Annotated in this window: 24 protein-coding genes; 23 read left to right on the top strand and 1 reads right to left on the bottom strand. The window is 43.2% G+C overall.

What is annotated here, in order from left to right; translation table 11 throughout:
* The first annotated feature begins 80 nt into the window (after positions 1-80).
* The 16 genes from ACESPO_RS04220 (at position 81) to thiI (ending at position 19895) form a co-directional block, all read left to right on the top strand.
* Positions 81-986, top strand: coding sequence for an AraC family transcriptional regulator (locus ACESPO_RS04220; protein ID WP_349160135.1), 906 nt, complete (start codon positions 81-83; stop codon positions 984-986).
* 73 nt (positions 987-1059) lie between these two features.
* Entirely contained in the window at positions 1060-1776 is a 717-nt protein-coding gene (locus ACESPO_RS04215; protein WP_009262797.1) for an ABC transporter ATP-binding protein, read from the top strand.
* A complete protein-coding gene (locus tag ACESPO_RS04210) occupies positions 1766-3334 on the top strand; it encodes a putative ABC transporter permease subunit (RefSeq protein WP_349160136.1) in 1569 nt (522 codons plus the stop codon). Before ACESPO_RS04215 ends, ACESPO_RS04210 begins: the two co-directional genes overlap by 11 nt.
* 60 nt (positions 3335-3394) lie before the next feature.
* The gene (fliB, locus tag ACESPO_RS04205) at positions 3395-4564 is read left to right on the top strand and encodes a flagellin lysine-N-methylase (protein ID WP_499788512.1); all 1170 of its coding nucleotides are present in this window, start codon (positions 3395-3397) and stop codon (positions 4562-4564) included.
* Between the two features lie 40 nt (positions 4565-4604).
* Complete coding sequence (locus ACESPO_RS04200) at positions 4605-5123, top strand: hypothetical protein (protein ID WP_008976292.1); 519 nt, start codon at positions 4605-4607, stop codon at positions 5121-5123.
* Positions 5124-5161: 38 nt separating this feature from the next.
* Positions 5162-5860, top strand: a complete 699-nt coding sequence (locus ACESPO_RS04195; protein WP_119987085.1) for a transglycosylase domain-containing protein — start codon at positions 5162-5164, stop codon at positions 5858-5860.
* Between the two features lie 195 nt (positions 5861-6055).
* On the top strand, positions 6056-7222 hold the full coding sequence (locus ACESPO_RS04190; protein ID WP_499788510.1) for a DUF6070 family protein: 1167 nt from the start codon (positions 6056-6058) through the stop codon (positions 7220-7222).
* Between the two features lie 12 nt (positions 7223-7234).
* Positions 7235-9346, top strand: coding sequence for a penicillin-binding transpeptidase domain-containing protein (locus ACESPO_RS04185; protein ID WP_499788509.1), 2112 nt, complete (start codon positions 7235-7237; stop codon positions 9344-9346).
* 583 nt (positions 9347-9929) lie between these two features.
* Complete coding sequence (locus ACESPO_RS04180; RefSeq protein WP_499788507.1) at positions 9930-11642, top strand: ABC transporter ATP-binding protein; 1713 nt, start codon at positions 9930-9932, stop codon at positions 11640-11642.
* Between the two features lie 18 nt (positions 11643-11660).
* Positions 11661-13388 (top strand): ABC transporter ATP-binding protein, encoded by a 1728-nt coding sequence (locus ACESPO_RS04175; RefSeq protein WP_009262789.1) that lies wholly within the window; start codon positions 11661-11663, stop codon positions 13386-13388.
* Between the two features lie 59 nt (positions 13389-13447).
* Entirely contained in the window at positions 13448-15004 is a 1557-nt protein-coding gene (locus tag ACESPO_RS04170) for a ClC family H(+)/Cl(-) exchange transporter (protein WP_016439263.1), read from the top strand.
* A 116-nt stretch (positions 15005-15120) separates the two neighbouring features.
* Positions 15121-15687 (top strand): manganese efflux pump MntP, encoded by a 567-nt coding sequence (locus tag ACESPO_RS04165; RefSeq protein ID WP_008976285.1) that lies wholly within the window; start codon positions 15121-15123, stop codon positions 15685-15687.
* Between the two features lie 91 nt (positions 15688-15778).
* Positions 15779-16735, top strand: a complete 957-nt coding sequence (prmA, locus tag ACESPO_RS04160) for a 50S ribosomal protein L11 methyltransferase (RefSeq protein ID WP_499788506.1) — start codon at positions 15779-15781, stop codon at positions 16733-16735.
* A gap of 18 nt (positions 16736-16753) precedes the next feature.
* Positions 16754-17494, top strand: a complete 741-nt coding sequence (locus ACESPO_RS04155; protein WP_499788505.1) for a 16S rRNA (uracil(1498)-N(3))-methyltransferase — start codon at positions 16754-16756, stop codon at positions 17492-17494.
* A 35-nt stretch (positions 17495-17529) separates the two neighbouring features.
* The gene (locus ACESPO_RS04150) at positions 17530-18684 is read left to right on the top strand and encodes a cysteine desulfurase family protein (protein WP_016439261.1); all 1155 of its coding nucleotides are present in this window, start codon (positions 17530-17532) and stop codon (positions 18682-18684) included.
* Positions 18685-18713: 29 nt separating this feature from the next.
* Positions 18714-19895, top strand: coding sequence for a tRNA uracil 4-sulfurtransferase ThiI (thiI, locus tag ACESPO_RS04145; protein ID WP_008976281.1), 1182 nt, complete (start codon positions 18714-18716; stop codon positions 19893-19895).
* A 118-nt stretch (positions 19896-20013) separates the two neighbouring features.
* Here the strand turns inward: thiI and ACESPO_RS04140 are convergent, their stop codons facing one another.
* Positions 20014-20244 carry an HPr family phosphocarrier protein gene (locus ACESPO_RS04140; protein WP_008976280.1) on the bottom strand — a complete coding sequence of 77 codons (231 nt, stop codon included), beginning with the start codon at positions 20242-20244 and terminating at the stop codon, positions 20014-20016.
* Positions 20245-20389: 145 nt separating this feature from the next.
* Here ACESPO_RS04140 and mtaB point away from each other — a divergent pair, with 145 nt between their 5' ends.
* The 7 genes from mtaB (at position 20390) to ACESPO_RS04105 (ending at position 25749) form a co-directional block, all read left to right on the top strand.
* Positions 20390-21706, top strand: coding sequence for a tRNA (N(6)-L-threonylcarbamoyladenosine(37)-C(2))-methylthiotransferase MtaB (gene mtaB, locus ACESPO_RS04135; protein WP_499788504.1), 1317 nt, complete (start codon positions 20390-20392; stop codon positions 21704-21706).
* A 111-nt stretch (positions 21707-21817) separates the two neighbouring features.
* Positions 21818-22081, top strand: coding sequence for an IreB family regulatory phosphoprotein (locus ACESPO_RS04130; protein WP_009262785.1), 264 nt, complete (start codon positions 21818-21820; stop codon positions 22079-22081).
* A 6-nt stretch (positions 22082-22087) separates the two neighbouring features.
* Positions 22088-22543: a Holliday junction resolvase RuvX gene (ruvX, locus tag ACESPO_RS04125; RefSeq protein ID WP_117576332.1), complete on the top strand. Its 456-nt coding sequence runs from the start codon at positions 22088-22090 to the stop codon at positions 22541-22543.
* A gap of 8 nt (positions 22544-22551) precedes the next feature.
* Positions 22552-22812 carry a DUF1292 domain-containing protein gene (locus ACESPO_RS04120; RefSeq protein ID WP_008976276.1) on the top strand — a complete coding sequence of 87 codons (261 nt, stop codon included), beginning with the start codon at positions 22552-22554 and terminating at the stop codon, positions 22810-22812.
* A gap of 42 nt (positions 22813-22854) precedes the next feature.
* Positions 22855-23328 (top strand): Fur family transcriptional regulator, encoded by a 474-nt coding sequence (locus ACESPO_RS04115; RefSeq protein WP_008976275.1) that lies wholly within the window; start codon positions 22855-22857, stop codon positions 23326-23328.
* A 23-nt stretch (positions 23329-23351) separates the two neighbouring features.
* Complete coding sequence (locus tag ACESPO_RS04110; RefSeq protein WP_008976274.1) at positions 23352-25019, top strand: ribonuclease J; 1668 nt, start codon at positions 23352-23354, stop codon at positions 25017-25019.
* Between the two features lie 79 nt (positions 25020-25098).
* Entirely contained in the window at positions 25099-25749 is a 651-nt protein-coding gene (locus ACESPO_RS04105) for an O-methyltransferase (RefSeq protein WP_009262783.1), read from the top strand.
* Positions 25750-25751: the final 2 nt, after the last annotated feature.

Genomic DNA, 25751 nt, shown 5'->3' with positions numbered 1-25751 from the left:
TCACATGGAGAAAAATTGAAAGGAGCATGATATACATGTATTTTTGCCTGAAAACAGATCAGATTCCGAAGATATCATACATGAACAAAACCGATATGCAGGAAGGCTGGATACATTTTCTGCGGACAGCAGAGGAATATATTTTGTATTTTGTCAGACGTGGGACGATGTATTTAAAAGAGGGAGACAGAAAGTATGTAATCCGAGAAGGGGAATATATTTTATTGCAGCCCGGTATGACTCATGTTGGTTACAGAGAATCAGAATGTTCCTATTACTATATTCATTTTGGGGCAGAAACGTTACAGGAACTTTCCTGTACGGAAGAAGGAAAAATCAGAGAAGTATTATCAGAAAACCGCAAGTTGTTCTATCAATGCGATCCGCTTGGATATGAATTTTATGAAAAATCAAAATTGATTTTTCCGAAGACAATGCGAATAGACAGTCCGGGGATCCGGCAGAAGATTCAGAGGCTGATCGAGGAGGCAATCGATGCATTTGTCTATCGGAAAGAACATTTTAAGTTAATTTGTTCCTGCAAATTGATTGAGGTACTTACTGAAGTGGGCGCATACTATTCGCATACGGTATTCAATGAAAGAGAAGATGACCCGCTTCAAGTGCAGCACAGAGAGAAAGTTCAGTTGATCCTAAATTTTCTATATGGCGCTTATGGACAGAAGATTACCGGGAAGCGGATTTCGAATTTGTGCAGTATGAGTTTTGACTATCTAAATCGAATGTTTAAAAAGCAGACGGGAATTACAATTTTTGAGTATCTGAATCGGATACGGATCAACAAAGCAAAGGAGCTTCTGCTCACAGGAACGATGAAATCCAGTGAGATTGCGGCGGCAGTCGGATATTGTGATGAATATCATTTTAGTAAAGCATTTAAAAAGGCTGCCGGAGTATCTCCGCGGAAATACCTGGAGGGAAATCATGTCTTGACATCCGAAAAGAAAGAAGGTATATTGTATTAAAACAATAATACAAACAAAGTAAGAGTGACAGAGAGTGCATGGGAGACTAGAGAGAAAGGGTGGAAAAGAAAGTATGTTGCGGATCGAACATTTTTCAAAAAGATATAAAGGTGGAAAAAAGGCGGTGGATGATCTGAATCTTTTTGTGGAAGCAGGAGATATTTATGGGTTCATCGGACATAACGGAGCCGGGAAAAGTACCACGATCAAATCGGTGGCAGGTGTGCTGGAGTTTGAGGAGGGAACGATCACGATTGACGGGATAGACATCAAAGAGAATCCGGTTGCTTGCAAAAAGTGTATGGCATACATTCCGGACAATCCGGATCTTTACGAACATCTGACAGGAATTCAGTATCTGAACTTTATCGGGGATATTTTTGAGGTGGAAGCGTCTGTGAGAAAAGAGCGGATTCAGAGGTATGGGGATCAGTTTGCATTGACGGGTGCGCTCGGAGACCCGGTGGCATCCTATTCTCATGGAATGAAGCAGAAACTGGCAATTATCTCGGCGTTGATTCATGAGCCAAAGTTAATGATTTTGGATGAACCATTTGTTGGGCTGGATCCGAAGGCAACGCTGCTTTTGAAAAACACGATGCACGAGATGTGTCAAAGAGGAGCGGCTATTTTTTTCTCCACCCATGTACTGGATGTGGCGGAGAAACTCTGCAACAAGGTTGCGATCATCAAAGATGGAAAACTGGTTGTTTCTGGAGAGATGGAGTCGATCCTGAAAGATGCATCTCTCGAACATCTCTTTATGGAGGTGACGGAGCATGAGAAGTAAATGTCTTCTGTTAGTGAAAATACAGATTCAGAATCTAGGTCTAAAAAAGAAGTGGGGAGTAAAACAGATCTTTCTGGCAGCTATATATGTGATGCTTCTTGTGATGTTGGCGTCTTATTCTTTTGGGTTGGCATTTGGTCTTGGATTCCTTGGAATGGAAGAACTGGTTCCCGGATGTGCGGTCATACTGCCGGGGATCGTGACATTCTTTTTCTCGATGCTGAAGACGAACGGGATATTGTTTGCTTATAAGGATTATGAGATGCTGATGTCCCTTCCAGTGCCGACACGGACAGTGATCGCGAGCCGTTTTCTCCTCATGTATCTGTTTCATCTGGGGATGACAGCATTTGTGCTTGTACCGATGGGGATTGGCTATTTTCTTTGGGCAGAGAGCTCTGTCATGGCAGTTCTGATATGGATTACCGGAATCTTTTTGATTCCTCTGATTCCGACAACGGCAGCGACACTTGTAGGAGCCGGAATTATATTTATTTCAGCGAGATTTCGCCGTGCAAATGCAGTGTCCACAGTTCTTACAGTATTGCTTACTATGTCAGTACTGATTGCCTCTTTTGGAAGTACAGCTGTGATTCCAGAGGAAGGATTTACACCAGAACAGATTGGGATGATCGGTAAAGCACTGAGAGACAGTATCTATCAAATGTATCCCCCGGCGAATTGGTTCTTCAGAGGCGTGACAGGGGCGGGGCTGATGGATTTCTTTCTGTTTGTTGCTTTGTCAGTGGGAGTGTATCTGATTTTTGTTGTGCTTGTATCAAAAAATTACAAAAAAATAAATACCGCATTGATGACACATCGGACAAAGGGGAATTATCAAGTAGAGAAAATTACAGCAAAACATCCGGTGACGGCGATCTGCCAAAAGGAGATAAGGCGGTTTTTTGGTTCTACCATTTACTGTGTGAATATGGGAATCGGTGTGCTCATGAGTCTGATGTTGGCAGTGGCGTCATTCTTTGTGTCAGATGCAGATCTAAAGCGGATGCTCGGAGTGCAGATTCCAGAACAGATGTTGAAGGGAATCCTCCCACTGATTCTTGGGGCATTGATCATGATGACATGTACGACAAGTGTTTCCCTGTCCCTGGAAGGGAAAAATCTGTGGATTCTCAAATCACTTCCAATTACGAAGGAAGAAATCTATAAAGGAAAAATGTTGTTCAATTTGTTGCTTCAGATTCCGACAACACTGATTAGTTCTACACTTCTCGCAGTGCGGTTTCGTGTTACGGGAATGACACTTATCACACTGTTTGTCTATCCGGTGGCGGCAGCTTTTGCGGGGACCGTGTGGGGATTGTTTATCAATTTGAAGCTGCCGGTTTATAACTGGACAAATGAGACAACCGTAGTCAAGCAGAGTGCAGCTTCCTTTTTTGCCTTGATTTTTGGAATCATTGTGAGCATTCTGTTTATGGGACTCATATTTTTTGTGGGAGATGTTTCGGTGGGAGTTCTTGGAGTGGCAGAAGCAGGGGTGCTGTTCCTGATTGCAGCGGGACTTTGGAGTTATTGCAGGAGAGTGGAATTTTAACACTCTCCTTTTTGCTTGACATTTAGTTTTTAGGGAAATAAGATAGAGGAAAGGCAATGAATGGAAAGGATAGAAGGAAACATGTTATATACCGTGCCGCATTATTATAGAAAGTTTCAGTGTATCGCATCTGCGTGTACAGACACCTGCTGTGCCGGATGGCAGATTATGATCGATGACAAGTCACTTAGAAAATATAAAAAGATACCAGGCGTATTTGGAAACCGTATGAAAAATTCTGTGGACTGGAAGGAAGGCGCTTTTTTACAATATAAGGGAAGGTGCGCTTTTTTAAATGAGGAAAATCTGTGTGATCTGTACGCGGAGAAGGGAGAGAAGATGCTTTGCCGGACTTGCAGAATGTATCCCCGTCATATCGAGGAATATGAGGGGATCCGAGAAATCTCTCTTTCCCTCTCATGTGTGGAAGCAGCAAAGATTATACTTGGCGGCAAAGAACCGGTTCGTTTTTTGAACAAAGAAGATGACAGAGAAGAAACGTATGAATCCTTTGACTTTTTCTTATTTACAAAACTGATGGATGTTCGGGAGGCGATGATCGGTATTCTCCAAGATCGGAAGGAGTCAATGGAAGTTCGGATCGGGAAGGTGCTGGCGATCGCCCATGATGTACAGCGAAGAATCCGGGGAGAAGCTCTTTTTGAGATCGATCAGCTGCTTGAGCGTTATCAAAAGGAGAAGAATCGTGAGAGATTCAGAGAAAAATTAGAGAAAATTAGACCAAAAAGCAGATCACGTTATGAGATAATGAGTCAGATGTTCCAAGTCTTTGGAAAACTGGAAGTGTTAAAGGCGGATTGGAAGCCCTATATAGAATCTGTGGAGCAGAAGCTGTTTGGACAAGGTGAGGCATTTTATCAGGAAGCATTTGCGCGGTTTGAAAGAGAAGTTTGCAAAGAAGAGCGCTGGGAAATTTATCTGGAACAGCTGATGGTATATTTTCTCTTCACATATTTCTGCGGAGCTGTTTATGATGAGATGGTATACGAGAAGGCGAAATTTGCAGTCGCCAGCACACTGTTGATTCAGGAGATGGTGTTTGCCTCCTTCCTTTCACATGGGAAATTTCCACAGGTGGAAGAGGTGGCAGAGATTGCACACAGGTATGCCAAGGAAGTGGAGCACTCAGATACGAATTTAAAACGGTTGGAAGAACTTTTTCAGAAAGAAAAATCGTTCCATCTGTTATCGCTTCTGGCGATAGTATAGATTGAGAAGTAAAGCAGAATAAAAAAGGGGTTAGAAGTAAATGGCGACATTGACAAAGGAGATGAAGATTTTTTCCTATCAGACAAGTCCGGTTGTGGGTTGGGAAGGCGAGTACGGTGGATTTTCTCTGGAACTTTTTGGAAATGGAAATCTGAGATATTGTACTTATAAATTGTTTGATGATATTCAGCTGATGCAGATGTTTAAGGTGGATCGAGATACTGTATACGGAATTTATGAACTGATCCAGGAGACGAAAGAAGAAATTGGGGAGATACCGAGGAATCTTGATAATGGTTCTCATGAAGGATGGATCAATGAGTTTCATTTTATTGGGCAGGAAAAGATCGTGGCTCGAAATATTAAGACATCACTGCCGAAACTTACGATGTTCACAAAGCGTTCTTATTACGAAAAATATAGGGAGAACATGGCAAATGAGAACAGTGTGTTGCGGATCTTTCATGAAATTTGCCGTCTGTTGCGTACCCAGGGGGTGCGTCTGTCTCTGGGACAGTGCAAAATTGATCAAGATTTTAAGCTGAAGGTGACATGGTAAGAAAGTGAAAAGCAGGACATACAAAGGAGGAGAGGCGTATGAAACGGATTCGCAGAATACTGGTAGGGATGCTTCTGATCATTGTCTGTGCAGGGGGATTTGTTGCCGGGAAGGGATATCGGATGTATCAGGAGGCGCTGGAAGAGAAGAGTCTTGTGCAGATCCGGAAGGAAACAGTGGAAGATGAAAATTTCGTATCGGCAGAGCAGCTCCCGGATATTTACAAGAAAGCAGTTGTGTCAGTGGAAGATAAACGGTTTTACAGACATAAAGGAATTGATCCTATTGGAATTGCGCGGGCATTCTATCACAATATCCGTGCGAGAAAGCTTTTGGAGGGAGGAAGCACGATTACTCAGCAGGTGGCAAAAAATTTCTATTTTGACATGGATCAAACAGTTGAGCGGAAGATTGCCGAGATATTTATGGCAATTGCGATGGAAAAAGAATTTACAAAAGAGGAGATTTTAGAACTATATGTAAATCATATTTATTTTGGGGATGGATATGACTGTGTAAGAGAGGCAAGTCTTGGATATTTTCAAAAAGAACCCGGACAGATGAATGACTATGAGAGTACGTTGCTGGCGGGAATCCCAAATGCACCATCGGTCTATGCGCCGACTAAAAATCCGGAACTCGCCAAACAGAGACAGCAGCAAGTGTTAGAGACGATGGTAAAAAATGAGATGCTCACGGAGGAAGAGCAAAAGGAGATTCTGACGCAGGCAGAATAGAGAAAAGAGTTTGCAGAAAAGGGATTGACAATTAAATACTACAAATGTAATATAAAAGAAAGGAAAGCGGAGCGCTTTCTTATCTTTTTACGGCAAAATATTACAAGTGTAAGAATAATAACCGTATAGGGTCAAAGGAGCTGGTAGCGGTGGTTTGTTCTGAAAAGACGGAGGCAAAAGAAAGGGGAGATAGGAATGGAGACAGGACAAGGAAAAGAGAGAAAGAAGCGGTGTGTGTGCAAGTGTGTTTTACTGTTTTTGACAATACTTCTGCTGTCTGCCTGCGTGCAGGGATGTGATCGCACAGATGAGAAGGCAAAAGTAGAAGTGTCCGGGGAGATTCCGAAATCAGAGCAGGAGATCCTGCTTGCGGAAGCGGAAACAGCGGCAAAAGATTATCAGAAGATTTATAAGGAAAAGCCGGAGATTTCTTTGAAAGAGATGGTAGAAAAAATGGGGAAACGGGGGTATATTATAATAGATGAAAATAATCAGACCAATTTGCAGAATCCGAAGAAGCTAAGAAAGTTCTGCGAAGAGATAGCATCCGGCAGAGAGGGAACCGTACGGTTTTACCGGGCGCTGGAAAGAAACGGAATCCGGCAGACCGATCTGACTTTTGATGGAACAAACCTGATCATAACGAATGTTGTCCTAAGCAGAGAGAAAGAAGATCAGTTTATCTCGTATATGGAGCGTTATGCAGCAAAGGAGTGGAAGGTAACCGAGAAAGGATATTTAATCTATAAGAAATATCGTCCGGCAGGTTATGATGGAGAGGATGCAGTCGATGCAGTTCGGATGGAACCGATTCCGGATGAGTTAAGAGAATTGTGTAAACGTTATGTTCCACAAAGTGGGTACTACAACGGAGGATTATTTTTTGAGGAGTGGAATGAGAAGAATTATGACAGACTGGATTTTCGGTCGTTGTTTGAAGAGTTTTACCGGATACAGAATGGAAATTATCCGGCAGATGACGTATATCCGGAGGGGATTCCGGCGCAGGAATTTGAGTCGGTAGTGCAGAGTTACCTTTCGGTTCCGGTAGAAATTCTTGGGGGAAGGCAGGAGTATCAGAAAGAAAAGAACTGTTATAAACGGGAAGAAATGTTGTATCGAAGATATAATATTACAAATGTGCCGGTGCCGGAGGTGACGGCTTATAAGGAAAATCCAGATGGAACATTGACCATAACGGTGGAGGCGGTCTGGAAAGAACGGATGACAGATTGTGCGTTCGTACATGAAGTGACCGTAAGGCAACGAGGGGAGAGAAGTTTCCAGTATATTGGAAATAGGATTATTCAGTCGGAGGAGAATATGCTTCCAACTTATATGGAAGAGGCTGAGAAAAAGTAGAAGGGAGTATTCATGTCAGAGAAGAGAACACAAAATAAGGGTACAAAAAAACAACAAGAGATACAGAATTACAGAAGGAAAGAGAAAAGCTTCAATTGGGTGTGGCTCGGGGTTTCTGTACTTTTGGTTATTGGAGTGATCGCAACCGGGGTGATGTTGAATGTTGCAGACATCCGACAGACTCCGAAGATGGTTATGAAAGAATATTTTGAATTACTTTCCAAAGGAAAGTATGAAGAGATGTATGCGTTTGTCAGTGACACAAGCGGAATAGAAAAGAAAGCTTTCCTTGAGAAAAACAAAAATATTTATGAAGGGATCCAGATGAGTGGACTTCAAGTGAAGTTTGACAAGGAGAAGAAAAAGAAGGACAAAGAGAAGACAGCCGTAGTATCTTATCAGACGAAGATGGAAACTGTGGCAGGAGAAAAAGCATTTTACAATGAAGCAAGTCTGGTCAAAGAAAAAGGCGGTGACTGGAAACTTGTATGGGAACCGTCATTGATTTTCCCGGAATTGAGGGAAGATGACAGAATTGTCGTGTCCACGGTTTCGGCACGCAGGGGAAATATATTGGATCGGAATGGAAATGGGCTTGCAGTCAATGGAACTGTACTTCAAGTCGGTGTGGTCCCGGGAAAGATGGATGAGGATAAGACGGGAGCAATTGAAAAAATTGCAGCAGAAATGGATATGACAGAGGAAGAGATAGAAACAAAGCTCAGCGCTGCGTGGGTGACAGATGACGTGTTTGTGCCATTAAAGTCGATGGCAAAAGGGAATGAAGAAAAAGAACAGCGTCTGCTGGAAATCAAAGGAGTTATGATCTCTGAGACGGAAGGAAGAGTCTATCCTCTTGGAGCAGCAGGAGGACATCTGACTGGCTATGTGCAGCCGATCAGTGCAGAGGAACTGGAAGAAAAACAGTCGGAAGGGTATCATGAAAATAGTGTGATTGGAAAATCAGGTTTGGAACTTGCCTATGAGAAAACACTAAAGGGTTCCGATGGCTATGAAATCTACACAGCAGATCAGAATGGCAAGACAAAGATTCTTTTAGCTGCGAAGGAAAAAGAAGATGGACAAGATGTGACGGTGACTATCGATGCTGCAATCCAACAGAAAGCGTACGAACAGTTTCAAGGAGATGCTGCGATGGCTGTTTCCATAAATCCAAAAACCGGGGAAGTGATGGCACTTGTGAGTACGCCGGCATATGACCCGAATGAGTTTGTCTATGGAATTTCCGATCGGAGATGGACAGAATTAAATGAAGATCCAAACCGACCGCTTTTGAACCGATTCTATGCGGCTCTTGTGCCAGGATCTACGTTTAAACCGATCACGGCAGCAATTGGCATGGATGCAGGGAAGCTTGATCCAAATGAAAACAAAGGATATGTGGGACTAAGCTGGCAGAAAGATGCAAGTTGGGGAGAATATATGGTTACAACACTGACCGATTATGGAAGCGAGGTCAACTTGCAGAATGCGCTTGTCTATTCGGATAATATTTACTTTGCACGTGCAGCGCTTGATATTGGGGCGGATACGATGATCGAGGGCATGCGCCAGGCAGGATTTGAAGAAGAACTGCCATTTGACATCGGTGCACAAGTATCTACATTTGGAACAGACAGTAAGATTTCTTCTGAAATTCAGCTGGCAGATACAGGATATGGGCAGGGAGAATTACTTGTCAATCCAATTCATCTTGCGTCCATTTACTCTGCATTTGTCAATGAGGGAAATATGATTCTTCCGGTACTACAGATGGAGGAAGGACAGCAAGCAGAGTATTGGAAAAAAGATGTATTTACGAAGGAGACGGCAAAACAGATTCAGAGTGATCTTGTGCAGGTTATTGAGAATCCGACTGGAACTGGAGCAGGCGGAAGAATCGAGGGAGTTTCCTTGCTTGGAAAGACCGGAACAGCCGAGACAAAAGGAAGTCAGGAGGATGCAGGAGCTCTTGAATATGGATGGTTTGCATGTGAAACGACAGAGGGGGAAGAGCGGCCGCTGTCTGTAATCGGAATGGTAGAAGATGTACAGAAAAAAGGTGGAAGTAATTATGTTGTGTCAAAAGTCAATGCCATCATGGAGTCGTATTATGCAAATTGATCAAAAAGAGCATGATTTTTTGTGAATTTCCATAATTTTATAAAAAATATTGACAGATACTGTCGACAGTTTTATAATAAAAACAGCGTTAAATAAGAAAAAGAAGGAGGTAAAACTATGAACGCAAAGAGAACAATAAATTCAATGGATTGTACAACAATATACAGCAACCGTTTGGAACGTTTACCTCAGGAGAATCTTTTTTAGAGTAAAGTAAGAATAGAAAGATAGTGCTTTCTTTTTGTGCAAAAGCTGTGGTATGCGTGCCACAGCTTTCTTTTTTCAGGAATTTCCTGGAAAAGAAGCGTTTCTGGGTGGATATCTTTGGAGAGATATCTGTTCTGGGAGAATCTTGCAGAAAACATAGAAGAAGCACATCTTATAGAGGAAGTTTGATCCGCAATAGGGAAAATCAGGATGTGCACCAGGCATGTCCTTTTTTTGTGGGAAATTTCATCTTTTAATCAAAATTTTCAGTAGATTCCTGGCGGAGCACAGAAGTGTGGCGCTTTGGAAGAGAAAAAGATTCTTAGGAGCGAAAAAGGTCTGTTGTATAAGAGAGGAAAGGAGAACGGGGAAACTTATGAAAAAAATATCAAAATATCTGTTGGAAAAGTGGTATGTGTATGCGTTTGCAATCGGCTGCTTGGTCATCAAGGTCAGTCTTGACATGCTGTCTCCACAGATTACAAAGCGTATGATTGATGATGTGATTGGAAAGGGACAGAAGGAAATTTTTCCAATGCTACTTTTTGGGGTCTTTTTCATCGGAGTAGGAAGATGTGTTTTTGGATATCTTCAAGAATTTACTTTTGACCGGGTGGGATCGGAGATCGCGATGGATATTAGAAGAAGGCTGTTTGATCATATCCAGTCGTTGTCCATGCGGTATTTTAACAATACAAATACTGGAGAACTGATGTCGAGGGTCAAAGATGATGTAGATAAAATATGGGGATCACTGACTTATATCAGCATGTTGCTCGTAGAAGTCATCTTTCATACCAGTGTGATTTTGGTTTGTATGTATCGCCTTGACAGAGGTTTGTTTCTTATTCCGGTGATCGCAATGCCAATGGTAGCGCTGTTTGCAATTATGATGGAAAAGAAGCTTGGAAATGTGTATGAGGAGATTAGTGAAGAAAATGCTGCTCTGAATACGGTGGCGGAAGAAAATCTTGCCGGAGTGCGTACCGTCAAAGCATTTGCAAGGGAGAAATTTGAGATCAGAAAATTTTTATCTCACAACAAGCGTTATTACGAACTGAATATGAAGCAGTCTAAAGTGCTGGTTCGATACCAGCCATTATTTCAGGCAATCACAAAGCTGCTTCCAGTTATTGTTATTATTTTTGGCGGACACCGTGTGATAGAGGGAAAAATCACACTGGGAACGCTCGGGGCATTTGTGGAATATTCAATGAACATCGTCTGGCCGATGGAGATGCTAGGATGGCTGTTCAATGACTTTGCGGCGGCAGTTGCATCCAATGAAAAGCTGAAGAAGATTTACCGACAATATCCGGAAATTACAGAGCCTAAGAGCCCGGAAAGACTGGAGAATGTAAAGGGGAATATCACATTTGAACATGTTTCTTTGGAACTTGACGGACATTCCATTTTGCGAGACATATCCTTTGATCTGCCGGCAGGAAAGACGCTCGGGATTATGGGAGAAACCGGTGCGGGAAAGACTTCTGTCATCCATGTACTTCAGCGGTTTTATGATGTCACGGAAGGAAAGGTCCTTTTGGATGGGAAGGATATTCGAAAACTCCCACTTCATCAGTTGAGAAGAAGCATTGCGCTTGTTATGCAGGATGTCTTCTTGTTTTCAGATACGGTGGAAGAAAATGTACGGTTTGGAAAGCGGGGAGAAGTTTTGCGGGAAGAAGTGGTTGCCTCTCTTGATTGTGCGGAGGCAAAAAATTTCGTAGAGCGTATGGAAAGCAGGTATGACACGCTGATCGGTGAGCGCGGGGTAGGGCTTTCCGGTGGTCAGAAACAGAGAATCAGCATTGCCCGGGCGATTGCAAAACGTGCGCCGATCCTCGTATTAGATGATTCGACTTCTGCACTCGATATGGATACCGAGCGTCAAATCCAAGAGAACCTACGGAATGTGACAGATGTGACAAAGATTATCATCGGACACCGGGTTTCTTCAGTGCGAGATGCAGATGAAATTCTGATTTTACAAGATGGAAAAGTGGCAGAGCGGGGAACGCATGAAACATTATGGGAGAAAAAGGGAATTTATTATCAGACCTGTCAGATACAGGGGGAAGTTATTTAAAGGAAGGAGAGAAAAACGATGGCGGTAAATGCAACGAGAACAGATGAGCAGGTCCAGACAGTGTCAAAGAGAAAGACTCTGGCGCGGATGTTCTATTATCTGCTCGCATATAAAAAGCAGGTCGTGGCAGTGCTGACGATTATGCTTGTATCAGTTGTGATCACACTGATCAATCCGCTGATCATCCAACAGGCGATCGACGTTTATATTGCAGGAGAAGACTGGCATGGGTTAAAAAGGCTTGGCATTGTGGCAGTTCTTTTGAACCTGACACTTGTCCTGCTTGTGAAAATGCGTATGTATATTATGGCGAAGGTGTCAAATGAGGTGCTTCTCACAATTCGTGAAGAATTGTATACGCATATCCAGACACTGAGTTTTCAATTTTTTGACAGCAGACCGACCGGGAAGATTCTTGCAAGGATCATTGGGGATGTCAATTCTTTGAAGGAGGTGCTGTCAAACAGTGTCACGACACTGATTCCGGATTTTATCACAATCTTGTCGGTGGTCGGGATCATGTTTGTCAAAAACTGGAAGCTGGCAGCGGCAGCGCTCTCCAGTTTGCCGCTTATGATCCTCGGAGTTGCCTTTGTGCAGAGCAAATCTCATATACGGTGGCAGATCCACCGAAAAAAAGGATCGAATATGAATGCATTTGTCCATGAAGATATTTCAGGGATGTATGTTGTGCAGAGCTTCGGGGCGGAGCAGGAAACGAAACAGATTTTTGAAGAATTATTACAGGAGCATAAGGACTCCTTTGTAGATGCAGTGCGCTATGCAGATGCGTTTGGTCCAATTGTAGATTTCTGTTGGGGACTTGGAACAATGGTACTATACTTTTTCGGGGTCAATATGATTCTTGACAGAATGCTGCAGGTCGGAACGCTGATCGCATTTGGAACATACATTTCAATGTTCTGGCGACCGGTCATGAACCTCAGTAATTTCTATAATCAGCTTGTGACGAATATTGCAGGAGCAGAGCGTATTTTTGAGATTCTTGACACGAAGCCGGACCTGACTGACGGGGAGACAGCTTGCGAGATGCCGGAGATCACAGGTGCTGTCAGCTTTCGGCATGTAACCTTTTCCTATGAGAAAGAAAAGGAAGTATTAAAGGATGTCAGCTTTGAGATTGAGCCTGGTCAGACAGTGGCGCTGATCGGACCGACCGGAGCAGGAAAATCAACGATTGTCAATCTAATCTGCCGCTTTTATGATATTCAGCACGGGCAGGTCTGTATTGATGGCAGGGATGTAAAGAGTGTGACGATTGAAAGTCTTAGAAGTCAGATGGGAATTATGACACAAGATGTCTTCTTGTTTTCGGGAACGATTCGGGAAAATATCCGATATGGAAGGTTAGAAGCCAGTGAGGAAGAAATCATCCGGGCAGCAAAAGCAGTCCATGCCCATGAATTCATCATGAAGATGGAGAAGGGATATGATACAGAGTTAAAAGAGCGCGGCGCAGGACTTTCAGCGGGACAAAGACAGCTTCTCGCATTTGCAAGAACGATGCTGTCAGAACCTAAAATACTCATACTGGATGAGGCGACATCTAGTATTGACACGCATACAGAACTTCTTGTGCAGAAAGGAATTGAAGTGTTATTAAAAGGAAGAACCTCCTTCGTGATCGCACACCGGTTATCGACAATCCAGAATGCCGATCGCATTTTCAGGGTAGACAATGGCGGAATTTTGGAGTTAAATAGTTTTGAGGAAATTGAAAAGTGATGTCTGTTTCAAGGAAGTAAGACGGCGGACAGGAAAATGAGCATGTAAGGAGGAAAAAGATGAAGCATGATACATCGCAGATGATTAAAAGAGAGGAGCATCTCCCGGTCATTTTGATCGGAGAGGGGCTGCTTGTCGGGATGATTGGCGGTCTGATCGTCCTTGCCTACCGCATTGCATTGAAGTATGCCGGGAAGTGGATGGATGAGATCATCACCTTTGCGGGACAGTCTCCGGTGCGGATGGCAGGATGGCTGCTTGTCTTAATGGTGTTGGCAGTTCTTGTAGGATTGCTTGTCCGGTGGGAGCCGATGATCTCAGGGAGCGGGATCCCACAGCTGGAAGGAGAGATGGCGGGAAAATTATCGCAGAAATGGTGGCGTGTGCTGCCAGCAAAATTTGCAGGAGGATTTCTGTCACTGCTGGCGGGATTATCGCTTGGAAGGGAAGGCCCGTCGATCCAGCTTGGAGCAATGACGGGAAAAGGGATTTCAAAACTGTTAAAGCGGGATCGGACGGAAGAAAAGTTTCTGTTGACCTGTGGGGCGAGCGCCGGGCTGTCGGCGGCATTTCATGCGCCTCTTGCGGGGGTGATGTTCTCACTTGAAGAAGTGCATAAAAATTTCTCGGTATCTGTGCTGATTTCGGTGATGACCGCATCGATTACTGCAGATTATATTTCTTCTCAGTTTATCGGGATAGAACCGGTATTTCAGTTTGATATCGGAAATGTACTTCCACAGAATTATTATTGGATGATCGTTGTGCTTGGAGTGATTCTTGGATGCTTCGGTGCATTTTACAACTGGTTTACGCTGACGGTGCAGGCAATGTATAAAAAAGTCTCATGGTTAAATGAAGTGACACGACTGCTTATTCCATTTACGCTTGCCGGAATTTTTGCATTTACAGCGCCGGAATTACTTGGAAGCGGACATGAACTGATCGATCTGATGACAGATCATAAGCTATTGCTAGGGGGAGCAATCTTTTTGCTCGCAGCGAAATTTGTGTTCTCGGCAGTCTGTTTCGGTTCCGGGGCGCCGGGAGGGATTTTCTTTCCACTGCTTGTGCTTGGAGCATTGACTGGGGGAATCTTTGGAATGATCGGTGTCAATTACTTTGGAATGGACCCGGATTATATCAATAATTTTGTCTTACTTGCAATGGCAGGCTATTTCACCGCGATCGTGCGTGCGCCGCTGACCGGAATCATCCTGATCTTTGAGATGACTGGGTCAGTGAGCCAGATGCTGTCACTCTCGATCATCTCGATCGTGGCATATATTGTGGCGACGTTATTAAAGTCTGATCCGATCTACGAAAGCCTTCTGGAACGCCTGCTCGCGGGCAGAGGAGAACTGAAAGAAGAAGGAAGCAGGGAGAAAGTACTGATGCGGCAGTCTGTGATGTTTGGTTCAGCGGCAGCGGATCATGAGGTTGGAGAAATCCAGTGGCCGGATCACTGCCTGCTTGTGTCGATTCAAAGAAGCGGAAGAGAGATTATTCCGAGAGGAAACACAATGATCAGAGCAGGAGATGTTCTTGTGACGATGACAGAAGAACAATATGCGGGAGAGATGCATGATGAAGTTCGGGAGATCTGTGAAGAGTAGCAACAGCTTCAAAATAGTGTAGAAGAAACTTCCTTTTTATGTTATGATAAATTGATAGGTCTAAAAATAGATTTTGGAAGACCTTGCAGAGCAAACAAAAGAAGAGGAAGAAAACAATGGGAATCATAGAATTATTTTTGATCGCGGTAGGTCTTTCCATGGATGCGTTTGCAGTGTCAGTCTGCAAAGGATTGGCGATGAAGAAATGTACATGGACAAAGGCTGGCATTGTCGGACTTTATTTTGGTATATTTCAGGCGGGGATGCCGCTTTTGGGATATGCATTGGGTGTGCAGTTCAGCCATGTGATCACTTCGATCGATCACTGGATTGCATTTGTACTTCTTGGGATCATCGGTCTGAACATGATCAAAGAATCGCGGGAAGACGGCGAAGAGTGCGGGATGGAAGAAGATTCTCTTAAGGTGAAGGAGATGCTTGTGCTTGCGGTTGCGACCAGCATTGATGCACTCGCAGTTGGGATCACATTTGCATTCTTGCAGGTGGACATCATCCCGGCAGTTGCATTTATCGGAGTGACAACATTTTTACTGTCCGTAGGCGGGGTGAAGATTGGGAATGTATTTGGTGCAAAATATAAGTCCAAAGCGGAACTGGCAGGAGGATTGATCCTGATTTTAATGGGAATAAAGATTCTTCTGGAGCACCTGGGGATTTTCTAATACAGTAAAGTAAAAATAGGCAGAGCAGAGAAGATAAGAAATCTGTTATTGGGAGAAGATGCAGATTAGATTTTTAAAGAGGTGAATGATTATGAGATGGAACAAATTCAGATTAAAGACAACAACAGAGGCGGAAGACCTTGTCAGCAGTATGTTGATGGATCTGGGAATTGAAGGTGTGGAGATTGAGGATAAAGTGCCGCTTACACAGGCTGATAAAGAGCAGATGTTTGTAGACATCCTGCCGCAGATCGAGAGTGATGATGGAATTGCTTACCTCAGCTTCTATCTTGAGGAGGATGTGGATAAAGAGGAGATGCTTGCAAAGGTCAGAAATGAGTTTGAAGCGATGCGTGCCTATGCGAATGTAGGAGAAGGGACGATCGAAGAGTCTCAGACAGAAGATCTGGATTGGGTAAATAACTGGAAGCAGTATTTTCATCAGTTCTATGTCGATGACATTTTAATTATTCCATCCTGGGAAAAGGTAAAACCGGAAGATGAGGATAAGATGATCATTCATATCGATCCGGGAACAGCATTTGGAACAGGAATGCACGAGACGACACAGCTTTGTATTCGTCAGCTGAAGAAACATGTGACAAAGGAGACAAGAATTCTTGATGTAGGATGTGGAAGCGGAATTCTTGGCATGCTTGCCTTAAAATTTGGCGCAGCTTATTCTGTGGGAACAGATCTTGATCCGTGTGCAATCGATGCTACTTATGAAAACATGGAAGTCAATGGAATTACTAGAGACCAGTATGAAGTCATGATTGGCAATATTATTGATGATAAGGAAGTGCAGGATAAAGTCGGCTATGATAAGTATGACATTGTTGTGGCAAATATTCTTGCGGACGTTCTTGTGCCACTGACACCAGTGATCTTAAACCAGCTGAAAAAAGGTGGTGTCTATATTACAAGCGGAATCATCGATGACAAGGAAGATACTGTTGTAGAGGCAGTGAAGGCAGCGGGGCTGGAAGTGCTGGAAGTGACCTATCAAGGAGAGTGGGTATCTGTTACCGCAAGAAAAAATTTCTAAGAAAGAGGATAGAAGAACATGCAGCATTTTTTTGTAGTGCCAGATCAAGTGAGGGATGGATACATTGAGATTACCGGATCGGACGTCAATCATATGAAGAATGTACTTCGTATGAAGACGGGAGAGCAGTTGGAAATCAGTGATGGCAACAATAAGAAGTATCTCTGTGAGATCGAATCACTGGAGGCAGACAAGGTAACGGCTCGGATTTTGGAGGAACGGGAAGCGGAAAATGAACTTCCATCAAAACTTTATCTGTTTCAGGGGCTCCCAAAGAGCGATAAGATGGAGTTGATCATCCAGAAAGCGGTAGAACTTGGGGTATGGGAAGTGATTCCGGTTGCGACAAAGAGGGCAGTGGTAAAGCTGGATCAGAAAAAGGCGGCAAAGAAGAGAGAACGGTGGAGCGGGATCTCAGAGAGCGCTGCAAAACAGGCTGGGAGAAATGTGATCCCGGAAATAAAACAAGTGATGAACTTTCAGGAAGCGCTTTCTTATGCGAAAAGCCTTGATGTTCTTCTGATCCCATATGAATTGGCGGAGGGAATGCAGGCTACAAAAGAGCGGATCCAAGCGATACAGCCGGGGCAGTCGGTTGGGATTTTTATTGGTCCGGAAGGCGGATTTGAGCAAGAAGAGGTGAAGCTTGCCATGGAGGCAGGAGCATATCCGATCACGCTTGGAAGGCGGATCCTTCGCACAGAGACGGCGGGGATGACGATGTTGTCTGTGCTGATGTATCATCTGGAACAGGAATGACATAATCTGATAGTAAAAGAAAACAGGAGAAAACTATGGAAATATATCTGGACAATTCGGCGACAACAAAGTGTTATGAATGTGTGCGGGACATTGTTGGAAAAGTAATGTGTGAAGATTACGGAAATCCATCTTCTATGCACAGAAAAGGAGTCGAGGCAGAACAATATATCAAGGAAGCAAAGGAAATCATTGCAAAGGCGATGAAAGTGCAGGAAAAAGAAATCTTTTTTACTTCCGGAGGAACTGAGAGCGATAACCTTGCGCTGATCGGTGCTGCAAGGGCAAATCATCGGGCAGGGAGACATCTGATCACTTCGTCCATCGAGCATCCGGCAATTTTAAATACGATGCATTATCTTGAAGAAGAAGGATTTCGCGTGACGTATCTTCCTGTGGATGCAGAAGGAAAGGTGAAGCTTTCCGCACTGCAGGAAGCGCTCTGTGAGGAGACAATCCTCGTATCGATCATGTATGTGAATAATGAGATGGGAGCGGTTCAACCAATTGAGGAAGCAGCGCGTATCATTAAGGGGTACAACAATAAAATTTTATTTCATGTGGATGCAGTTCAAGGATTTGGAAAATATCGGATTTATCCAAAGCGGATCGGGGTTGATATGATGTCTGTGAGCGGACATAAAATCCACGGACCGAAAGGAATCGGAGCGCTTTATATCAACGAGAAGGTGAAGATCCATCCGATTATTTTCGGAGGAGAACAGCAGAAAAATATTCGTTCCGGCACGGAGAATGTTCCGGGGATTGCTGGACTTGGAAGAGCCGTCAAAGAGATTTATACGGATTTGGATGAAAAGACCGCAAAGATGCGTGCGCTGAAAAATCGGTTCATTGAAGGAATCCAGAAAATCGATGATGTAGTAATCCATGGAGTGACAGATGAGACGAGTGCGCCGCATATTATCAGTGTCGGTGTAGCTGGAATCCGAAGTGAAGTGCTGCTTCATACGTTGGAAGACAAAGGAATCTATGTGTCCTCTGGTTCTGCCTGTGCATCAAATCATCCGGCAATCAGCGGTGTGCTGAAAGGAATCGGTGTGAAGAAAGAATACCTCGATGCGACGCTTCGATTCAGTCTTTCCGAATTTACAACCGAAGAGGAAATTGACTATACACTGGAAACATTATATAATTGTGTACCGATGCTGAGAAGGTATACAAGACATTGATATAATATGCAAAAGAAAGGATAAGAAAAATGATATTTCATGCATTTTTGATAAAATACGGAGAAATCGGGATCAAAGGGAAAAACAGATATCTTTTTGAGGATGCCTTGATCCGTCAGATGCGTTATGCGCTGAAAGATGTGGATGGAACTTTTGATATCCACAAATCTCAGGGGAGAATCTATGTAGAATGTGAAGGAGAGTATGACTACGAGGAGACTGTCGCAAGTTTAAAGAGAGTTTTTGGAATCGTGGGAATCTGTCCGGTAGTCCATGTGGAAGACCAGGGATTTGAACAATTAAAAAAAGATGTTGTAGATTATATGGATCAGATGTATCCAGATAAAAATACAACATTTAAAGTAGAGGCAAGAAGAGGCAAGAAGAGTTATCCGAAGAATTCTATGGAGATCAACTGCGATCTTGGAGAGGCTATTTTAGAGGCATTTCCAGAAATCAAGGTAGATGTGCACAAGCCAGAGATCAAGCTTAATATCGAAATCCGCGAACAGATCTACATTTATTCAGAAATCATTCCGGGACCAGGTGGAATGCCGGTGGGAACAAACGGAAAGGCGATGCTTCTGCTCTCCGGTGGGATTGACAGCCCGGTAGCAGGTTATATGATTTCCAAGAGAGGAGTCGGGCTGGAGGCAACTTATTTCCATGCACCACCGTATACAAGTGAGCGTGCAAAACAGAAAGTAATCGATCTTGCGAAATTAGTGGCAAAGTATTCAGGACCGATTAAGCTGCACATTGTCAACTTTACAGACATTCAGCTGTATATTTATGATAAGTGTCCGCATGATGAGCTGACGATTATTATGCGTCGTTATATGATGAAGATTGCAGAACATTTTGCAAAAGAGAGCGGATGCCTTGGGTTGATCACAGGGGAGAGTATCGGACAGGTGGCGAGCCAGACGATGCAGAGTCTGGCAGCAACCAATGATGTATGTACACTGCCGGTATACCGTCCGGTGATTGGATTTGACAAGCAGGAAATCGTGGAGATTGCAGAGAAAATCGATACTTACGAGACGTCTATTCTTCCGTTTGAGGATTGTTGTACGATCTTTGTCGCAAAACATCCGGTGACAAAACCGAATATCAATGTGATCCGCAGATCAGAAGAAAATCTTGCAGAAAAGATTGATGAACTGTTTGAGGCAGCTGTGAACACTGTGGAGACGATTGTTGTAAAATAGTAAAAAAATAGATATGTTCCTGACCGGAGCCGGCCGGAACATATCTATATTTTCTTACAGACATTCCGGAGAATATCTGTATACTTCTTTATCAAAGTCGTAGGTGACTGTTGAAAACTTATACTAAGTATGGAGCAAGCGCTTCTAAAATAGTATCAAGGTCTTTTTCAGCGTGGATGTTTAAGTCGATCGGTTTTGATAAGTCTAAGCTGAAAATACCCATGATAGATTTTGCGTCAATCACATATCTTCCGGATACTAAGTCGAAATCGTGATCAAATTTTGTGATTTCGTTTACGAAAGATTTTACTTTGTCGATTGAATTTAATGAAATTTGTACTGTTTTCATTGAATAATCCTCCTTGAATTTTGTTCTACCCTTATCTTAAAGTTTGGGGGTATAAAAGTCAAGAAACAAAGTGCCAAAGAAATGGAGAAATTTTCGTGATTTTGGATAACAATTACATAGAAGCAGAAAAAGAAAGGGAAAAAAGATGAAAAAAGCAGCATTACATAATCTTGGATGTAAAGTCAATGCATACGAGACAGAGGCGATGCAGGAACTGTTGGAGCAGAATGGCTATGAGATTGTTCCGTTTCAGGAAGGGGCGGATATCTATATTATCAACACATGTACGGTGACCAATATGGCTGACAGAAAGTCAAGACAGATGATCCATCGGGCAAAAAAGATGAATCCAGATGCAATCGTTGTGGCGGCGGGATGTTATGTGCAGGCGCAGGAAAACAGCGATAAGATCGATGAATGTATTGATATTGTCATCGGAAATAATAAGAAGCAGAATTTGATCGAGATTCTTGAGGAGTATGAGCAGAAACGAAAAGAAGCAGACGGTGTGTTTGTGCAGCAGGAAGTCATTGATATCAATCACACGAAAGAATACGAAGAACTCTATCTGACCAAGACTGCAGAACACACACGGGCATATATTAAAGTACAGGACGGCTGTAACCAGTTTTGTACATACTGCATCATCCCATACATGAGAGGTCGTGTCAGAAGCAGAAGAAAAGAAGAAGTTGTGGAAGAAGTGAGTGCACTTGCGGCCAATGGCTATAAGGAAGTTGTGCTCACAGGAATTCATCTGAGTTCTTACGGAGTTGACTTTGAAGAAAAGGAAACGTTACTTTCGCTGATCCAGGCGGTTCATGCAATCGAAGGAATCGAGAGAATCCGACTCGGATCGTTGGAACCCCGCATTATCACAGAAGAATTTGCGTCGGCGCTGTCTGCACTTCCAAAAATCTGTCCGCATTTTCATCTGTCATTGCAAAGTGGCTGCGAGGAGACTTTAAAGCGGATGAACCGAAGATATTCAGCAGAAGAATATTTTGAAAAATGCATGCTGCTCCGTAAATATTTTGAAAATCCGGCATTGACTACAGACATAATCGTCGGATTCCCAGGAGAGACCGAAGAAGAATTTGAAGAGTCAAGGGCATTTGTAGAAAAAGTAAATTTTTATGAGATGCATATTTTTAAATATTCAAAGCGTCAGGGAACAAAGGCTGCGGTAATGCCGAATCAAGTGCCGGAGCCGGAGAAGACAAAAAGGAGTAACACGTTACTTGCATTGGATGAACGGAACCGGAAAGCTTATGAGGAGCAATTTTCGGGCAAAGAGACAGAAATTCTTGTAGAGGAACAGATGGAGAAAGACGGAAAGACATATTGGATCGGACATACGAAGGAATATATCCGGCTGGCAATCTTGTCTGATGAAAACTTATCTGGCAGGTTACTAAGAGTGACTGTCGGAAAAGATGCATGGACAGTGGATGCATTGTAAAAGTAGAAAACTTTATTTTGAGAATCATTTTAAAAATCCTTCACAAAATATTCATTGTATTTTTGGTACATTTATATTAGAATAGAAATGTATGAAACGGAGGAAGAAAAGATGAAAGATTTGAGCAATACACAGTTCTTTCACGTGGAGACCGGACCACAGATCAAGGCGAAAGACATTCTTGAGATCGTGTATGGGGCACTGAAAGAAAAAGGATACAACCCGGTAAATCAGATCGTAGGGTATATTATGTCAGGAGATCCGACTTACATCACAAGTCACAATGGCGCGAGAAGTCTGATCATGAAGATGGAGCGGGACGAGCTTGTAGAGGAGATGCTGAAAGCGTATATCGAGCATCACGGATGGGAATAATATCGTATGAGGATTATGGGACTGGATTATGGGTCTAAGACGGTGGGGGTCGCAATCAGTGACCCTTTAGGTCTTACTGCCCAGGGAATTGAAACAATCTGCAGGAAGGAAGAGAACAAGCTAAGAAAGACACTGGCTCGTATTGAGGCACTTGCGCAGGAATACCAGGTCGAGGAGATTGTTCTTGGCTTCCCAAAGAATATGAACAACACTGTCGGTGACCGGGCAGAGAAGTCGCTGGAATTCAAGGAGATGCTTGAGCGGAGAACAGCACTTCCGGTTACGATGTGGGATGAGCGCCTGACAACCGTCGAGGCAGAACGGACATTGATCGAAAATAACGTACGAAGAGAAGACCGCAAGAAATATGTAGATAAGATCGCGGCAGTTTTTATCTTGCAGGGATATCTGGATTCTGTTTATTTCAGACAGAAGTCAGACGAGGATATGGAAGAAGTGTAGGAGTTTTTATGGAAAAGATTACATTTACATTTGAAGGAGAAGATCAGGCAGTAGAATTTTTTGTGTTAGAACAGACAAAATTAGGCGGTGTGACATATATTCTTGTTACAGATTCTGAAGAAGATGATGCAGAATGTCTGATCTTGAAGGATTTAAGTAAAGTAGAAGAGGATGAAAGTGTATATGAAGTTGTGGAAGATGATACAGAACTTCTTGCAGTTTCAAAAGTATTTGAAGAATTATTAGAAGACGTTGATATTGAAATGTAGTTAGATACATTTGAGTATAGAACTTTGCAGATGAGGTGGCATATGACATTAAACCAGGAAGCGTTTAAGAAAATATTAAAAGAGCAGGGACTGAAAGTGACAAACCAGAGACTGCTTGTACTTGAGGTGCTTGAAAAACATCGTGGTGAGCATATGACAGCGGAGGACATTTATGAACTGGTGAAAGTCGACTATCCTGAAATTGGATTGGCGACCGTATACCGGACGGTACAGTTGTTACTGGAATTGCAATTGGTGGATCGGATTAATCTGGATGATGGATGTGTCAGATATGAAATCGGAACCCTGATCGAAGGCGGGGAAGGAAAGCATCATCATCATCATTTGATATGTAAAAGTTGTGGAAAAGTATGGTCTTTTGAAGATGATCTCTTAGAGGAGCTGGAAAGTTATATTGAGAGGAAAACGGATTTCCATGTTCTGGACCACGAGTTGAAATTCTACGGACAATGTAAAGAATGTGCAGAAAGAGAAAGTGCAGAGAAAAGAAAGTAGAATGAAACATGGAGGTGTAGCTTTTGAAAAGAGAGAGCAATTCAAAATTAAAGATCATTCCGCTCGGAGGACTTGAGCAGATCGGAATGAACATTACTGCCTTTGAATATGAGGACAGTATTATTGTAGTAGACTGTGGACTGGCATTCCCGGAGGATGATATGCTAGGAATCGACCTTGTGATTCCGGATATCACTTATTTGAAGGATAATATCCAAAAGGTGAAAGGATTTGTCATTACCCACGGACATGAGGATCACATCGGAGCATTATCTTATGTATTAAAAGAGATGAATCTTCCAATCTATGCGACAAAGCTTACGATGGGAATCATTGAAAATAAATTAAAGGAGCACAACCTGCTCCGCTGTACAAGAAGAAAGGTTGTACGTCACGGACAGTCGATCAATCTGGGGCAGTTCCGGATTGAATTCATTAAGACAAATCACAGTATCGCAGATGCTTCTGCGCTTGCAATTTATTCGCCGGCAGGAATCGTTGTGCATACAGGTGACTTTAAAGTCGATTACACTCCGGTATTTGGAGATGCGATCGATCTTCAGAGATTTGCTGAGATCGGAAAGAAAGGTGTGCTTGCGCTGATGTCAGACAGTACAAATGCAGAGCGCCCGGGATTTACGATGTCAGAGCGGACAGTTGGAAAGACCTTTGACCAGATTTTTGCAGAACATAGAAATACAAGGATTATTATTGCTACTTTCGCATCGAATGTAGACCGTGTACAGCAGATAATTAACTCTGCCTATAAGTATGACAGAAAAGTTGTCGTGGAAGGACGGAGCATGGTCAACATTATTTCCACAGCATCAGAGCTTGGGTATCTGAATGTGCCGGATAAGACATTGATCGAGATCGATCAGCTGAAGAATTATCCGGATGAGAAGACGGTTCTGATCACAACAGGAAGCCAGGGAGAGTCTATGGCGGCATTATCCCGTATGGCAGCAGATATTCATAAGAAGGTCAGCATCAAGCCGGGAGATACAGTTATTTTCAGTTCAAACCCAATCCCGGGAAATGAAAAGGCAGTGTCAAGGGTGATCAATGAACTTTCCCAGAAAGGTGCAGATGTTATTTTCCAGGATGCACACGTATCCGGGCATGCCTGTCAGGAAGAGTTGAAATTGATCTATTCTCTTGTGAAACCAAAATATGCGATCCCGGTTCATGGAGAATATCGTCATTTGAAGGCAAATGCAGGAATTGCGACAGCGCTTGGCATTCCGAAGGAAAATGTATTCATCCTCAAATCCGGAGAGGTACTGGCGCTGGATAATCAAAGTGCAAAGGTTGTAGACAAAGTACAGACGGGAGCAATCCTTGTAGACGGACTCGGTGTTGGCGATGTTGGAAATATTGTATTACGTGATCGTCAGCATTTGGCAGAAGATGGTATACTGATCGTAGTCCTGACACTGGAGAAGGGAACCAATCAGCTCCTTGCAGGACCAGACATTGTTTCGAGAGGGTTTGTCTATGTAAGGGAGTCCGAAGGGCTGATGGAAGAGGCAAGACAGGTACTTTCCGATGCGCTTGAGAACTGTTTGAGAAACAATCGCAATGCAGACTGGAGCAGAATTAAATTAGTGATCCGCGATACGATGAATGATTTTATCTGGAAGCGGACTAAGAGACGTCCGATGATCCTTCCGATCATTATGGATGTATAGAAGGAAAGAAGGGCGGAGGATTTTGGTTCTCCGCCTTATTTTCTGAGGTTTTGCAATTCAGAAACAGAGGAGAAGGCATATGATTGTAGATGAAAGAATGGTGACGTTCATTAATTCTCTTGACACAGAAAACACAGCGATTTTGGAGCAGATCGAGCAGGAGGCGCTGGATACTTATGTACCGATCATCCGGAAGGAGATGCAGAGCTTTCTGAAAGTACTGCTTGCGATGCAGAAACCGAAGCGGATTTTAGAAGTTGGAACAGCTGTCGGATTTTCTGCAATTCTGATGAGTGAATATGTGACAGAGGAATGTGAGATCACAACAATTGAAAAATATGAGAAACGGATTCCGATTGCCCGTGAAAATTTTAGGCGGGCAGGAAAAGAAAAACAGATCACACTTCTGGAAGGAGATGCGATGGAAGTGATGCAGTCCTTAAAAGAGCCGTATGATTTTATTTTTATGGATGCGGCAAAAGGACAGTATATTTATTATCTGCCAGAAGTGATGCGTCTTTTGAATCCGGGAGGTGTCCTCGTATCGGATAATGTGCTTCAGGAAGGAGATATCATTGAATCTCGCTTCGCAGTGGAGCGCAGGAATCGGACGATCCACAGCCGAATGAGGGAATATCTGTATGCATTAAAGCATGATGACAGACTGCTGACGTCTATAGTTCCGATCGGGGACGGAGCAACAGTCAGTGTAAAGATTGGAGAAAAATAGAA

Origin of the sequence: Coprococcus sp. HPP0074 (assembly GCF_964238105.1) — a bacterium.
Taxonomy (GTDB): domain Bacteria; phylum Bacillota; class Clostridia; order Lachnospirales; family Lachnospiraceae; genus Faecalimonas; species Faecalimonas umbilicata.
Note: the sequence above shows the minus strand (reverse complement) of the source record. Positions and strands in the feature narration are given on the sequence as shown.